Annotated in this window: 11 protein-coding genes and 1 tRNA gene; 7 read left to right on the forward strand and 5 right to left on the reverse strand. The window is 68.2% G+C overall.

Translation table 11 applies throughout. From position 1 onward, the window contains the following. Position 1: 1 nt before the first annotated feature. Positions 2–1498, forward strand: a complete 1497-nt coding sequence (locus DLJ53_RS14400) for a cobyric acid synthase (protein WP_202913172.1) — start codon at positions 2–4, stop codon at positions 1496–1498. Here the strand turns inward: DLJ53_RS14400 and cbiB are convergent. Genes cbiB through DLJ53_RS14415 form a run of 3 tightly spaced genes read right to left on the reverse strand, consistent with a single transcriptional unit; the run spans position 1487 to position 4524 of the window. After that, entirely contained in the window at positions 1487–2401 is a 915-nt protein-coding gene (cbiB, locus tag DLJ53_RS14405) for an adenosylcobinamide-phosphate synthase CbiB (RefSeq protein WP_111346405.1), read from the reverse strand. The genes DLJ53_RS14400 and cbiB overlap by 12 nt on opposite strands. Then, positions 2398–3405, reverse strand: a complete 1008-nt coding sequence (gene cobD, locus DLJ53_RS14410) for a threonine-phosphate decarboxylase CobD (protein ID WP_244935078.1) — start codon at positions 3403–3405, stop codon at positions 2398–2400. Before cobD ends, cbiB begins: the two co-directional genes overlap by 4 nt. 48 nt (positions 3406–3453) lie before the next feature. Continuing rightward, the gene (locus DLJ53_RS14415; protein ID WP_111346407.1) at positions 3454–4524 is read right to left on the reverse strand and encodes a hypothetical protein; all 1071 of its coding nucleotides are present in this window, start codon (positions 4522–4524) and stop codon (positions 3454–3456) included. Positions 4525–4922: 398 nt separating this feature from the next. Between DLJ53_RS14415 and DLJ53_RS14420 the strand changes: the two genes are divergently transcribed. Next, on the forward strand, positions 4923–6686 hold the full coding sequence (locus DLJ53_RS14420; protein WP_111346409.1) for a calcium-binding protein: 1764 nt from the start codon (positions 4923–4925) through the stop codon (positions 6684–6686). Positions 6687–6815: 129 nt separating this feature from the next. On the opposite strand, the gene glnA is transcribed toward DLJ53_RS14420, so the two are convergent. Continuing rightward, the gene (gene glnA / locus DLJ53_RS14425; RefSeq protein ID WP_111346411.1) at positions 6816–8225 is read right to left on the reverse strand and encodes a type I glutamate--ammonia ligase; all 1410 of its coding nucleotides are present in this window, start codon (positions 8223–8225) and stop codon (positions 6816–6818) included. Between the two features lie 33 nt (positions 8226–8258). After that, on the reverse strand, positions 8259–8597 hold the full coding sequence (locus DLJ53_RS14430) for a P-II family nitrogen regulator (RefSeq protein WP_111346413.1): 339 nt from the start codon (positions 8595–8597) through the stop codon (positions 8259–8261). A gap of 213 nt (positions 8598–8810) precedes the next feature. On the opposite strand from DLJ53_RS14430, the gene DLJ53_RS14435 reads away from it, so the two are divergent. The 5 genes from DLJ53_RS14435 (at position 8811) to clpX (ending at position 14521) form a co-directional block, all read left to right on the forward strand. After that, the gene (locus DLJ53_RS14435) at positions 8811–10256 is read left to right on the forward strand and encodes an NAD(P)H-hydrate dehydratase (protein ID WP_202913173.1); all 1446 of its coding nucleotides are present in this window, start codon (positions 8811–8813) and stop codon (positions 10254–10256) included. 35 nt (positions 10257–10291) lie between these two features. Further along, a tRNA-Leu gene (locus DLJ53_RS14440) sits at positions 10292–10376 on the forward strand. Positions 10377–10884: 508 nt separating this feature from the next. Continuing rightward, positions 10885–12330, forward strand: coding sequence for a trigger factor (tig, locus tag DLJ53_RS14445; protein ID WP_111346418.1), 1446 nt, complete (start codon positions 10885–10887; stop codon positions 12328–12330). Between the two features lie 9 nt (positions 12331–12339). Further along, complete coding sequence (locus tag DLJ53_RS14450; protein ID WP_111346420.1) at positions 12340–12963, forward strand: ATP-dependent Clp protease proteolytic subunit; 624 nt, start codon at positions 12340–12342, stop codon at positions 12961–12963. A 289-nt stretch (positions 12964–13252) separates the two neighbouring features. Beyond that, on the forward strand, positions 13253–14521 hold the full coding sequence (gene clpX / locus DLJ53_RS14455; RefSeq protein ID WP_111347774.1) for an ATP-dependent Clp protease ATP-binding subunit ClpX: 1269 nt from the start codon (positions 13253–13255) through the stop codon (positions 14519–14521). Positions 14522–14719 lie beyond the last annotated feature (198 nt).

Here is a 14719-nt window from a genome sequence, read left to right on the forward strand (position 1 = left end):
AATGAAGCAAGCTGCAGGAAGGCAAGGCCCCACTCCTGCCATCATGATCCAGGGCACGGGCTCGGATGTCGGCAAATCGCTGCTGGTCGCGGGTCTGTGCCGCCATCTCAAACGGCAGGGCCTGATCGCTAAGCCCTTCAAATCACAGAACATGTCCAACAATGCCGCGGCCACGCCGGACGGCGGCGAGATCGGCCGGGCGCAAATGTTGCAGGCGCGGGCGGCCGGAATCGAGCCTTCAGTTCATCTTAACCCTGTGCTCTTGAAGCCACAGTCCGAAACAGGGGCCCAGGTGATCGTGCAGGGCCGGCTGATGCAAAGCACATCAGCGGCGAATTATGCGTCGGTCAAAGAAAAGCTTATGCCTGCCGTGCGCGAAAGCTTCGCGCGCATTGCCGATGACGCCGATATCGTCATCGTCGAGGGCGCCGGCAGTCCCGCCGAGATTAACCTGCGGGCGAATGACATCGCCAACATGGGGTTCGCGAGGGCGGAGAACGTGCCCGTCGTGCTGGCGGCGGACATCGCGCGGGGCGGGGTGATCGCCAACCTCGTCGGCACCGCGGCGGTGCTCGACCCGGCGGACCGGGCGATGGTGGCGGGCTATATCGTCAACAAGTTCAGGGGCGACGTGCGCCTCTTCGACGGCGGGGTGGTGGCGATTACCGAGCGGACGGGCTGGCGCTCCTTCGGCGTCGTGCCATGGTTCGCGGACGCCGACCGGCTGCCGGCCGAGGACACGCTCGGCCTGCCGACCGCCGCGCCGCGCGCGGGCCTCCGCGTGGTGATGCCGCGCACGCCGCATATTTCCAACTTCGACGATTGCGACCCGCTGCGGCTGGAGCCGGGCGTCTCCTTCACGCTCGCCTCCCTCGCCGAGCCGATGCCGGAGGCGGACCTCGTCGTGCTGCCGGGCTCGAAGTCGACCATCGCCGACGCGAAGGCGCTGGTCGCGGCGGGCTGGCACATCGACCTCGCGGCGCACGTCCGCCGCGGCGGGGCGGTGATCGGCCTGTGCGGCGGCTACCAGATCCTGGGCCGTGGCATCCGCGATCCGGCGGGCCACGAGGGGGCGCCGGGCGAGACGCCGGGGCTTGGGCTCCTCGACGTCGAGACGGAGATCAGGGCGCCCAAGGTGACGCGGCAGAGCGAGGGGGTCTGCGCCCTGCCGGGCCTCGAGGACGTGCCGGTGCGCGGCTACCAGATCCACATGGGCCGCACCGTCGGTCCCGACTGCGCGCGCCCGGTGGTGCGGCTCCCGGAGGGCGACGACGGGGCCTCGTCCGCCGACGGCCGGGTGATCGGCGCCTACCTGCACGGCCTTTTCGGCAGCGATGATTTCCGTCGGGCGGTGCTGGGCAGGTTCGGCGTCGCGTCCTCGCTCGCCTACGAGGAGGGGATCGATCGCACGCTCGACGCGCTCGCCGACCATGTGGCGGCGGCGGTGGACGTCGAGGCGCTGCTTGCCGTCGCCCGGCGGCGGGGATCAGAGGGCTAGGGCGAGGAGAGCGTACACCGCGCCGTGGATCAGCGCGGCGCGGCCGATGATCTCGACGCCGCGGCGGATGTCGCCGCGCCGCGCCTCGCGCCCTCCCGCGTTGAGTCGCACGCCGTCGACGCTGCGCACGCCGTACTGCCTCGGGCCGCCGAGCTCGACGCCCGTCGCCACCGCGAGCGCCGCCTCCGGCCAGCCGGCGTTGGGCGAGACGTGCGCCCGCGCGCCGGCCGTCACCGTCTCCCAGCGGCGGAACACACGCGGATGGGCGAGCGCCACCGTCACCGCGGCGAGGCGCGCGGGGATGAAGTTGACGGCGTCGTCGGTGCGGGCGGCGGCCCAGCCGAACGCCTCGTAACGGGGCGTGCGATGCCCGATCATCGAGTCGGCCGTGTTGATCGCCTTGTAGATGACGATGCCGGGGAGCCCGGCGACCGCGAACCAGAAGGCCGGGGCGACGACCCCGTCCGACCAGTTCTCGCCCAGCGATTCCAGCGCGGCGCGCGAGACGGCGCCCTCGTCCATCGCGCTGGTGTCGCGCCCGACGATCATCCCGACGGCCCGCCGGGCGTCGCTCAGCCCGTCGGCGCGGACGACGGCCCTCACGTGCTGGACCAGGCTGCGGTAGGCGATCAGCGTCGACCCGAGCGCCGCCTCGATGAGGAGACCGATCGGCCCGTCGGCGATCAGCGCGTCGATCACCACCGCGACCCCGCCGAACACCGTGACGAGCACGAGGAGGGCGAAGACACCGTCCGCGCGCCGCCCGCGGTTGAGGCGGCCGTCCAGCCGGTCGATGAGGTTGCCCATCCAGGTGACGGGGTGGCCGACGCGCGACCAGGCCCAGCCCGGCTCGCCGAGGATGGCGTCGAACGCGAGCGCGAAGGGGACGGGGCCGAAGCTCATGACGGGGTCCGGGTGGCGATGGATGCGTGCGTGACGGCTTCGAGGGCGGCGGCGAGACGGGGCAGCGCGGCGCCGGGGAGGCCGATGCGCAGCCAGCGCGGCGCGTGCTCGAAGCGGCGCGTCCAGATGCCGTGGCGGGCGAGCGCGCGGTGGAGGCCGGCGGCGTCACGGCATTCGACGAGGCGGAAGAGGTCGGTGCCGCCGATGACGGTGAGGCCCGCCGCGCCCAGCACCGCATCCAGCGCGGCCCGTTCGTCGGCGAGCTGGCGGCGCATGGTGGCGATCCACGCGGCGTCGGCCAGCGCGGCGGCGCCGATCTCGATCGCCGGCCCGCTGACGGCCCAGGAGCCGAGGGCTGCCGACAGGCGGCCCATGACGTCCGGCGCGCCGATGGCGAAGCCGAGCCGTACGCCCGGGAGGCCGAAGAACTTGCCGAAGCTCTTCAGCACCAGGGTCCCGGGCGCGCCTGCGATCGACGCCTCGGGGGCGAGGTCGCCGAACGCCTCGTCGACGATCAGCGCCACGCCGTCCGGGGCGTCACGCGTGGCGGCTGCCCGAAGCGTACCGGGGGCGTGGACGCGCCCGGTCGGATTGTTGGGGTTCACCACGACGGCGAGGCCCTCCGCCGGCAGCTCGTCCGCCTCGGCGGTCGCGGCGTGCGGGTGCCAGGCGGCGGCGTGCTCGGCATACGTCGGGCCGACGACGGTGACGCGTTCGGCGGGGACGAGGCGCGGCAGCCACTGGATGATGGCCTGCGTTCCGGGCGCTGCGACGATCCCCGCGCCGGGCGGCACGGCGTAGGCGGTGCGGGCGGCGGCGAGGAGGGCGTTGAGGCGACTGCGTTGCGGCAGCCGCGTCAGCGCCTCGGGCGGGATCGCGGCAGGGTAGGCGTGCGGGTTGATCCCGGTGGAAAGGTCGAGCCAGCCGTCCTCGGGAGGCGCGGCGAGGCGGGCGGCATCGGCGAGGTCACCGCCATGAGGCACCGCGCTCACGGTCGGCGACACGAATCGCTGCGTCGCCGCGGCAGGGGGCGGAGCCCCCCGGCACAGGGATCAGTTGGCGGGAGGCGGGACGGCGGCTGCCGCCTCGGGACCGAGCATGAGCGCATAGAGACCATAGTAGGCGATGAAGATGACGTTCATCGCCAGCATCCACAAGCCGGTCATGAAGTACGCCTCCGTCCAGCGGCTGCGGTCGGAGAGGACGAGGAACTCGCGCGCCTTCGTCGGCCCGCGGATCGTCAGCACCAGCAGCACGGCGATGATCATCAGGTGCCCGACCGCGTCGATCAGGCCGAAGATGTAGATCGCCAGCAGGAAGATCATGTTGAAGGCGAACGCCACCAGACGCGAGACGATGGAGGCGCTGGAGAGCAGGACGAACGTCAGGTTGAACTCGACGAAGCCGGCCAACATCACGAACAGCTCCGGCGGAAAGCCGAAGGTCAGGAAGGGCAGGTCGTCGAGCAGCGGGTAGAACCAGTTCGGGTAGGCGAACTTCTCCACCGCGCCCCACAGCAGCGAGATCCCGGTGGTGGCGAAGAGCGCGACGTAGCGCAGCGTCATCCACCCGTCGCCCTTCATGGTGCTGAAGAGCAGGAACACGGCGAGCCCCAGGAACAGGGGGTAGTCCATCATGTGGTAGTAGCCGTAGTCCTGCCCGGCCATGAAGTAGAGGCCGATCATGCCGATCGCGGCGAGCGGGACGGTGGGACGGAACCACACCACGGCGGCGATCGCGAGCTGGACCCATTTCACCAGCGGGTTCGCGGTCTTGAGTTCCGGCGTGAGGTACATCGCCTCGCTGAAGAGGCCGTAGAGGAAGAGCGCCAGGAACATCACCGAGACGCAGATGCGGATGATCCAGTAGGCTTGGTCCTCGGAGATCATCAGCCTGGAGAGCGGCGCCCGGAGGAAGCCGGTCCGGTAGAGCGTGCGGTCGACGACGAAGAAGACGTAAATCGCCACCGCCGAAGCGATGTACAGGATGACGAAGTTGCTCTGCAGGACCTGGCCGATGTCCCGCGGCGCCTGGGTCAGGTCGTAGGGGTAGAACCACTTGATGTGGGCCGAGGCCTCGGTGGCCGGCAGGATGACCGCGCAAAGTGCGGTGAGTAGAAGCAATCGGCAGCGCTGAAACATGAGTGTCGCCCGCTGAGTAATGTCCGTGAATCATTAGTCTTCGCGGCGTTCGTTTGCCACCCGCCAATGGGTGGGACGGCATCACCATGGCGCGCATCCGATCACAAAATTGAAACGCACCGTCTAGCGCCGCCGGCCGCCGCCGGCATCGGCCGGCGGGGCGTGCCCCGGGTCCGTCGGGCAACAGAACCTCTGGTTAGTATCGTCAGGCTCATGCGAAGAATCTCAAGAGATTAACGTGACCAATTCCGGCCTTAAAGTGTTCGAGTATGGTGTATTCGTTGCCGGGTGAGTCGAAATCGTGTTATATAGAAAACCTATTTCATAATGTTTATTTGAATGATCTTGCTTCGAGATCATTCGCGCATGGAGGATAAGCGATGGGGACTGGTTCTTCCCCGGCCGCGACCATTTCCGGCACGAACGGCAATGACACTCTGGCCGCACTCATGGATCTCGACCTCGTCGACGGGCGCGCCGGTGACGACCTGCTGACCAGCCTGTTCAACGGCACGGTCCTGCGGGGCGGCAGCGGCGACGACGTGCTCGAGACGGCCCTGTCGCTGAGCGGCTCGGCGGCGGCACCGGTCGTCGGCACGGCCGAGCAGGTCGGCGGCTCCGGCGACGATGCGCTGACGCTCGACCTCCTCGCCGAAAACGACCTCGGTGACGCCGAGGCCCGCGCCGACCTGACCGGCCAGAGTGGCGACGACGTCATCGACGCCGTGGTGACGGCGCAGGCCGACTTCCTCGCCGACGCGTATAGCGAGGTGACGGCGACGGGCGGCTCCGGGGCGGACGTCATCACGGTGGCCGCCCGGGTCGGGACCACGCTGGGCGTCATGACGGCGCGCACCTCGGTCAACAGCGGGTCCGGCGACGACATCATCGCCGTCACGGCGGAGGCGGCGGACGAGTTCATCTCGCCCGACGACGAGCTGCTCGAGAATATCGTCAAGAGCGGGTCCGGCGACGACGTCGTCACCGCGCTCGCCGACAGCAGCTTCGACGGTGGCAACAGCACCGCGCACAACAGCATCGCCACCGGCGATGGCGACGACATGGTCGACGCCGAGGCCGTCGTGGAGTCGAACTCGGCCGACCTCGCCTGGAACGAGATCGCCGGCGGGGCGGGAGGCGACGTGCTCACCGGCCGCGCCTTCACCAACTCCAACACGAGCTCTCCGGTGGGGCGCAACGACATTGCCGGCGGCGACGGCGCGGACGCGATCACCGGCCTGCTGTTCGGCAATTTCCAGAACGGCACCACGGCGCTCTACAACGTCCTGAAGGGCGGCGCCGGGGGCGACACGATCATCGGCGAGCTTCACGCGGGGGCGGAGTTCTCCACCGAAGGCGTCAACGAGATTTACGGCGGCGACGGGGACGACGACATCAAGGCGCTGGCGGTGGGCGCGGCCGTCTCCGACGAGGTCATGGTGTTCAACGACGTCGCCGGCGGGGCGGGCGACGACACCATCACCGCGACGGCCGACGCCAGCCCGCTGGAGCCGGCGAACACGGCCGGGCTGAGCGCGGCCAACGAGGTCCGCGGCGCGGACGGGGACGACGTTCTCACCGCGATCATCGCCGGCGACCCGGACGGCTCGAGCTTCGTCGCCGGCGGGAGCGGAAACGACACGATCGTGCTGGTCGGCGGCTCGGGCAACACCGCGCAGGGCGGCAGCGAGATGGACACGGTGACCGGCGGCGATGGCGCCGATTCCATCCTCGGCGGCTCGGGCAACGACGTGCTCGCCGGCGGCGGGGGCGACGACACGCTGATCGGCGGGAACGACGACGACCGCCTGGAGGGCGGCGAGGGCGACGATCTCCTCAACGGCAACAGCGGGGCGGACGTCCTCGCCTTCGCGGCGGCGGGCGGCGGGACCGACCGGATCGTCCAGTTCCGGGCGGCCGAGGACAGCCTCGATTTCGCGTCGGTGGCCGACCTCGGCGCGGCCGGGCTGGCGGACGATCTCGACGCGATCTCGACCCTGACAGACGGCGGCCCCGGCGGGGACGTGGTGGTCGAGTTCGACGCCGGGACGACGCTCGTCTTCCTCGGGCTCGGGACCGGCACCTTCACCAGCTTCGCCGATCTCGTCGACGATCCGATGGCGCAGCTGATGTCGACGTTCTGAGGGCCGCCTCGCGCCTGGCGGGCCGGGGCGCCGAGGCGCCGGAATCAAAATGCGGACGCGGTGTGAGCCGCGTCCGCATCGAGTGAACCGGGTGACGCGGCGGCGGGGCCGTCGCGCCAGGGGTCGGTCTTAGACCGAGTAGTACATGTCGAATTCGACCGGGTGCGGCGTCATCTCGTACCGCATGTTCTCTTCCATCTTCAGCTCGATGTAGGCGTCGATCTGATCGTCGTCGAACACGCCACCGGCCTTCAGGAAGTCACGGCCGGCGTCGAGCGAGGCGAGGGCCTCACGCAGCGAACCGCAGACGGTCGGGATGCCGGCGAGCTCCTCGGGCGGCAGGTCGTAGAGGTCCTTGTCCATCGGCTCGCCCGGATGGATGCGGTTCTTGATGCCGTCGAGGCCGGCCATGCACATCGCGGCGTAGGCGAGGTACGGGTTCGCGGACGGATCCGGGAAACGCACTTCGAGACGCTTGCCCTTCGGCGAGGACGAGATGGGGATGCGGCAGGAGGCCGAGCGGTTACGCGCCGAGTAGGCGAGCAGAACCGGCGCTTCGTAGCCCGGGACCAGACGCTTGTAGGAGTTGGTCGACGGGTTGGTGAAGGCGTTGAGGGCCTTGGCGTGCTTCAGGATGCCGCCGATGTAGAAGAGGCACTCTTCCGACAGGTCCGCGTACAGGTTGCCCGCGAACATCGGCTTGCCGTCCTTCCAGATGGACTGGTGGACGTGCATGCCGGTGCCGTTGTCGCCGAAGACGGGCTTCGGCATGAACGTGGCGGTCTTGCCGTAGGCGTTCGCGACCTGATGCACGACGTACTTATAGATCTGCATCGAGTCGGCGATCTTGGTCAGCGTGTCGAACTTGAGACCAAGCTCGTGCTGGGCCGCGGCCACCTCGTGGTGGTGCTTCTCGACGGCGACGCCCATCTCGGTCATGACCGAGAGCATCTCGGAGCGCATGTCCTGGCAGGAGTCGATCGGCGGGACGGGGAAGTAGCCGCCCTTGGTGCGCGGACGGTGGCCGAGGTTCCCGGTCTCGTACTCGGTGTCCATGTTGGACGGCAGCTCGGTGGAGTCGAGCTTGAAGCCGGTGTTGTACGGGTCGGCCTTGAAGCGGACGTCGTCGAACACGAAGAACTCGGCTTCCGGGCCCATGGTGATGGTGTCACCGAAGCCGCCGGACTTCACGTACGCCTCGGCCCGCTTGGCCGTGGAGCGGGGGTCGCGGTTGTAGCCTTCGCCGGTGCCAGGCTCGAGGATGTCGCAAACGACAGCCATCGTGGTCTGCGCAAAGAACGGGTCGATGTAGGCCGTCTCCGGATCCGGCATGAGGATCATGTCGGACTCGTTGATGGCCTTCCAGCCGGCGATGGACGAGCCATCGAACATCGTGCCGTCGGCGAACAGGTCCTCGTCGACGATGGAGGTGTCCATCGTGACGTGTTGCAGCTTGCCGCGCGGGTCGGTGAAGCGCAGGTCGACGAACTTTACGTCCTTGTCCTTGATATCCTTCAGGATTTCTTGCGCTGTGCTCATTCGCGTATGGCTCTCTCTCTTGCGCTTCTGTGGTTAGATGGCGTCCTCACCGATTTCACCGGTGCGGATGCGGATTGCGTCCTCGACGGGGAGGACGAAGATCTTGCCGTCGCCGATCCGGCCCGTCTGGGCAGCGTTGCGGATGGCGTCGACGGCGGCGGGAAGAAGGCTGTCGGGAACGATCAGCTCGATTTTCACTTTAGGCAGGAAATCGACGACGTACTCGGCACCGCGATAGAGTTCGGTATGCCCCTTCTGGCGGCCGAACCCGCGCGCCTCAAGCACCGTGATGCCCTGGAGCCCGACTTCTTGCAGCGCCTCCTTCACCTCGTCCAACTTGAACGGCTTAATAATGGCTTCGATCTTCTTCATGACACCCCGCTCAGCGGCGGACGGACGACCCGGCCCGCTGGACTGGCGCGATGATGCAGGGACCATGCCAAGCTCACCACTGCCGGATTGGCTCATTTCCAAGCATTTGCCGCGAAGGCAGGCAAATGTCCTGCTGATATTGCGAGCAAGCTGCTAAACGTTTGGGCATCAATGAGAATCTCTACCGATTTTGAGCTTCCAACGCCGACCGAAATGAGTGCGATCGACCGGGCCGCCGTGGCGGAGGGGATCCCATTCGAAACGTTGATGGAGCGCGCCGGAGGCGCCGTCGCCGACGTGGTCATTCGGCAGGCACCCGTCGGGGCGCCGATCCTGGTCCTCGCCGGACCCGGCAACAATGGCGGCGACGCGTTCGTGGCGGCGCGGCATCTCCTGGAGGCGGGGCATCCGGTCTCGCTTCTCGACCTGTCGGGCGGTCAGGGAACCGGCGCCGCGGCGGAGGCGCGCGCCGCCTATACAGGTCCGGAGGTCGGCGCGGAAGATGAATTCCTCGACCGTGCCGAAGTCATCGTCGACGGGCTCTTCGGAGGCGGGCTGGCGCGTGACGTGACGGGCGTCTTCGCCGACGTCATCGCCCGGCTGAACCGTCGGCACCGCGAGGTGGTCGCGATCGACATGCCGAGCGGCGTCGACGGCGCGACGGGCCTCGTCCGGGGCATCGCCATCGAGGCGCGGCGCACGGTGACCTTCCAGCGCCGCCGACCCGGGCACCTCCTCCTGCCGGGCCGCGACTTCTGCGGCGAAGTGACCGTGGCCGACCTCGGGATGTCGGACACGGCGGTCGGCTCGGCCCTGTGTCAAACCTTCGTCAACACGCCGGCCCTGTGGCGGGACGCGCGGCCGATGCTGGCGCTGGCCGGCCACAAGTACGACCGCGGCCATGCCGTCGTCGTCTCCGGGCCGATGACGGCGACCGGGGCAGCGCGCATGGCCGCCGGCGCGGCGCTGAGGACGGGGGCGGGGCTCGTCACCGTCGCCTCGCCGAGCGAGGCGCTCCTCGTCAACGCCAACCACCTGACGGCGGTGATGCTGGTGCGGGCCGACGGGGCGGAGGGGATCGCCGAGGCGCTTGCCGATCCGCGCCGCAACGTCGTCTGCCTCGGCCCGGGCCTGCCGGCGGACGACGAGACCCGCGCCAAGGTCAGGGCCGCGTGCGCCTCCGGGGCGTCCACCGTCATCGACGCGGGGGGCCTCAGCGCCTTCGCCGGCGACGCCGCCGGACTTGCCGCGGCGATCGGCCCGAAGGGGGCGGTGCTGACGCCGCACGCCGGCGAGTTTTCCCGCGTCTTCGGCAAGGGCCTCGTCGACGAGGCGGGGCGGCTCGAGGCGGCGCGGCGGGCGGCGGTCGATGTCGGCGCGGTCGTGGTCCTGAAGGGGCCCGACACGGTGATCGCGGCGCCCGACGGCCGGGCTGCGATCACCGAGAACGCCCCGCCGTGGCTCGCGACGGCCGGGGCGGGCGACGTCCTTGCCGGGATGATCACCGCGTTCATCGCCCAGGGCGTGCCTCTTTTCGAGGCAGCGGCCATGGGCGTGTGGCTCCACGGTGACCTCGCCCAGCGGGTCGGCCCGGCGCTGATCGCGACCGATCTGATCGCCAACCTGAGAACTGCGCGCGCCGCGTTCGATCACGTTTGACCCGAGAGGCTGGAGGGCCTTAGAGGTGTGCGCGCGCGGGTGTGGCGGAACTGGTAGACGCACCAGATTTAGGTTCTGGCGCCGCAAGGTGTGGGGGTTCGAGTCCCTCCACCCGCACCATACGTCCGGCGCTGCCGGGTTCCCATCGTCTGCGCTACCGCCTCTTGTCTGCGCTACCGCGCTTCGCGCTGCTTGAGCGCGTGCTACCGCGGCACCCGTCTGCCCCACCGCGCCGGCCTGAGGCCGCGAGGCGTGATTCCGGAGTGCTCGCTGCCTCCCCCGTCCTGCGACGGAGCCGCCGCGATCGGCGGTCGGCCGCGACCAATGTCGGGGCGGCTGCGCGCGGGGGTCTTCATGTCGCGAATGCGACACTTAGATATGCGGGCGCCGGTGGGCGGACGGTGCGGGGTGCGCCGGACGGGTCGCCGTGGATGCCGCGAGGGGGGGCCAGTGAATTTCTTGAGCCGGCTGCAACCCTTGTTTTGCCCGTCATCGGGCCGCTTCATGGCGCGGCGGGGCGACAAAGCCTCTGCTGATCGCGTCGAACGCCATTGACAGCGCTCCCTCGCGGGGCGACATGGAGCGTCCTCCCCGACAACGAATATTGGTGCTGCGGAAAGTGAACCCGATGGAAGTGACGGAAACCCGTGCTGAGGGTCTCGCGCGGGAACTCAAAGTGACGGTTCCCGCAGCGACCCTCGACGCTCGTCTCAATGCCTACCTGGACGATCTGCGTCAGAAGGTCCGACTGAAGGGATTTCGCCCGGGCAAGGTGCCCATGGCGCACCTGAAGAAGATGTACGGCCGCTCGGCCATGGCCGAGGTCATCAACGACGTGATGACCGAGTCCGTGCGCGGCGCCGTCGAAGAGCGCTCCGAGAAGCCGGCCCTCCAGCCCGATGTCGACATCGACGAGACGTCGATGGCGGACGTGATGGACGGCAAGAGCGACCTCTCGTTCGCCGTCAAGTACGAGATCCTGCCGGAAATCGAGGTCAGCGGTCTCGACGAGATCACCGTCGAGAAGCCGGTCTACGAGGTCCCGGCCGAGGAGCTCGACGCCGAGCTCGCCAAGCTCGCCGAGAACTACAAGGACTACGAGGCCGTCGAGCGCGCCGCGCAGGACGATGACCGCCTGAAGATCGACTTCGTCGGCAAGATCGACGACGTGCCGTTCGAGGGCGGCTCGGCCGAGGGTATCGACATCGTGCTCGGCCAGGGCCGGTTCATCCCCGGCTTCGAGGAGCAGCTGACGGGCGCCACCGCCGGCCAGCCGGTCACCGTGACCGTGACGTTCCCCGAGGACTACGGCGCGGCCCACCTCGCCGGCAAGGAAGCGGTCTTCGACGTGACGGTGCAGGAAGTCGCCGCCCCGAAGGAGACGGTGCTCGACGACGCCTTCGCCGAGAAGCTCGGCATGGAGAACCTCGAGAAGCTGCGCGAGGCCCTCAAGGGCCAGATGCAGGGCTCCTACGACCAGGCGAGCCGCGCCAAGGTCAAGCGCGCGCTGCTCGACGCCCTCGACGAGAAGTTCAAGTTCACCCTGCCGCAGAAGCTGGTCGACACCGAGTTCGACTCGATCTGGCGCCAGGTCGAGCACGAGATGAAGGACAAGGGCGAGGAATTCGACGCCTCGCTCGCCGCGGACGCCGACGGTTCCGAGGCGAAGACCCGCGCCGACTACCAGACGATCGCCGAACGTCGCGTGCGCCTGGGCCTCCTCCTGTCGGAGGTCGGCCAGAAGGCCGAGGTGCAGGTGACCGACGAGGAGGTGCAGCGCGCGCTCCAGCAGCGCATGCAGCAGTTCCCCGGCCAGGAGCGGCAGGTTCTGGAGTACTACCAGAAGAACCCGCAGGCCGTCGCCAGCCTGCGCGCGCCGATCTTCGAGGACAAGGTCGTCGACTACATCCTCGAGCTCGCCACCGTGAACACCCTCCCGGTGTCCAAGGAAGAGCTCCTGAAGGGAATGGACGAGGACGAGCACGATCATGCGCATGATCACGACCATGATCACCACCATCACGACCATGATCATGATCACCACCATGATCACGATCACCACCACGATCACTAGGTCCGGCGCATGAAAGACCCTGTAGACTTCTATATGTCGACGCTCGTGCCGATGGTCGTCGAACAGACGAACCGCGGCGAGCGCGCGTACGACATCTTCTCGCGTCTGCTTTCGGAGCGCATCATCTTTATCACCGGTCCGATCGAGGACACGGTGGCGACCCTGGTGTGCGCCCAGCTCCTCTATCTGGAAGCGGACAACCCGAACAAAGAGATCTCGCTCTACATCAACTCCCCGGGCGGGATCGTGACGTCCGGCCTGGCGATCTACGACACGATGCAGTTCGTGCGGCCGACGATCTCGACGCTGTGCATCGGCCAGTCGGCCTCGATGGGCGCGCTGCTCCTGGCGGCGGGCGAGAACGGGATGCGCTTCGCGCTCCCCAACGCCCGCATCATGGTGCATCAGCCCTCGGGCGGCTTCCGCGGCACGGCGGCGGACATCCAGCTTCAGGCCAACGAGATCCTGTCGCTGAAGCGCCGGCTGAACGAGATCTACCGCAAGCACTCCGGCCAGGAGCTCGACAAGATCGAGAAGACCCTGGAGCGCGATCACTACATGACCCCGGATCTGGCCAAGGAATTCGGGATCATCGACCGCGTGATCGAGAGCCGTGCGGCGCTGGACGCTTGACCGGGGTGTTCAACCCGAGCGTGCGGACCCTTGCGGTCGGCGGCTTTGCCGGCTAGCTGGTATGAAGGCGGACTGATGGTCGCGGCTTGGGCCAGAAACGGCCCAAGACAGGCTTTCGGTTTTTATGTTTGGTAACGCATGGGACCGTTGACTATCCCGTGACGGGGGTTTGCATCGGGGTCGGCGCCGTCCCAATATGTCTGGCGAGGCGATCGGTTGTCCCCGGATCGCTCCAGTGGCGGCGACATCCCGACAGGTGCGGTCGATCGGGCGACGAAAGGGTGAGTTGATGAGCAAAGCGACCAGCGGCGACGGTAAGAACACCCTCTACTGCTCGTTCTGCGGCAAGAGCCAGCATGAGGTTCGCAAGCTCATCGCTGGACCGACCGTCTTCATCTGCGATGAGTGCGTAGAGTTGTGCATGGACATCATCCGCGAGGAGAACAAGTCCTCGCTGGTGAAGTCGCGCGACGGGATTCCGACCCCGCTCGAGATCCGCAAGGTGCTGGACGACTACGTGATCGGCCAGCAGGGCGCCAAGAAGGTCCTCTCCGTCGCGGTCCACAACCATTACAAGCGCCTGAGCCACGCGTCGAAGCAGAACGACGTCGAGCTGGCGAAGTCGAACATCCTGCTGATCGGCCCGACCGGCTGCGGCAAGACGCTGCTCGCGCAGACGCTCGCCCGCATCCTCGACGTGCCCTTCACCATGGCCGACGCGACGACTCTGACCGAAGCCGGCTACGTCGGCGAGGACGTCGAGAACATCATCCTGAAGCTCCTTCAGGCGGCGGACTACAACGTCGAGCGGGCGCAGCGCGGCATCGTCTACATCGACGAGGTCGACAAGATCTCCCGCAAGTCCGACAACCCGTCGATCACGCGCGACGTGTCCGGCGAGGGCGTGCAGCAGGCGCTGCTGAAGATCATGGAAGGCACCGTGGCGTCGGTGCCGCCGCAGGGTGGCCGCAAGCATCCCCAGCAGGAGTTCCTGCAGGTGGACACGACGAACATCCTGTTCATCTGCGGCGGCGCGTTCGCCGGCCTGGACAAGATCATCTCCGACCGCGGCCGCGGCACCTCCATCGGCTTCAACGCCCAGGTGTTCGCCCCGGAAGACCGCCGCACGGGCGAGCTCTTCCGCGAGGTGGAGCCGGAGGACCTGCTGAAGTTCGGCCTCATCCCCGAGTTCGTCGGCCGCCTGCCGGTCCTGGCGACCCTCGAGGACCTCGACGAGGCGGCGCTGGTGCAGATCCTCTCCGAGCCGAAGAACGCCCTGGTCAAGCAGTACCAGCGCCTCTTCGAGATGGAGGGCGTGGAGCTGACGTTCCACTCCGACGCGCTGAACGCGATCGCTCGCAAGGCCATCGAGCGCAAGACCGGCGCCCGCGGCCTTCGCTCGATCCTCGAGGCGATCCTCCTCGACACGATGTACGAGCTTCCCGGCCTCGACGGCGTGCGCGAGGTGGTGATCTCGGACGAGGTGATCGGCGGCACCGCGCGTCCGCTCTACATTTACGAGGACCGCGCGTCGGAGCCCTCGCGCACCTCCGCCTGAGCCGGAGCGCGGGACGGTAACCGTCGCGGAGACCCCCGGATGCGTCAGCGCAGCCATGCGCTGTCGCGACGCTTGTGCGCGTCAACGTAGGGGTGATCGGCGGAGTTGTTCGCGACCGGACGATGTGCTTTTCTGGTCGCCGCGGTGCTTCGAGTTGCGGCAATTTCGCGTAGTTCGCGACGTGTTCGTGGCAAATTT

It is taken from the genome of Acuticoccus sediminis, from assembly GCF_003258595.1.
Lineage (GTDB): Bacteria > Pseudomonadota > Alphaproteobacteria > Rhizobiales > Amorphaceae > Acuticoccus > Acuticoccus sediminis.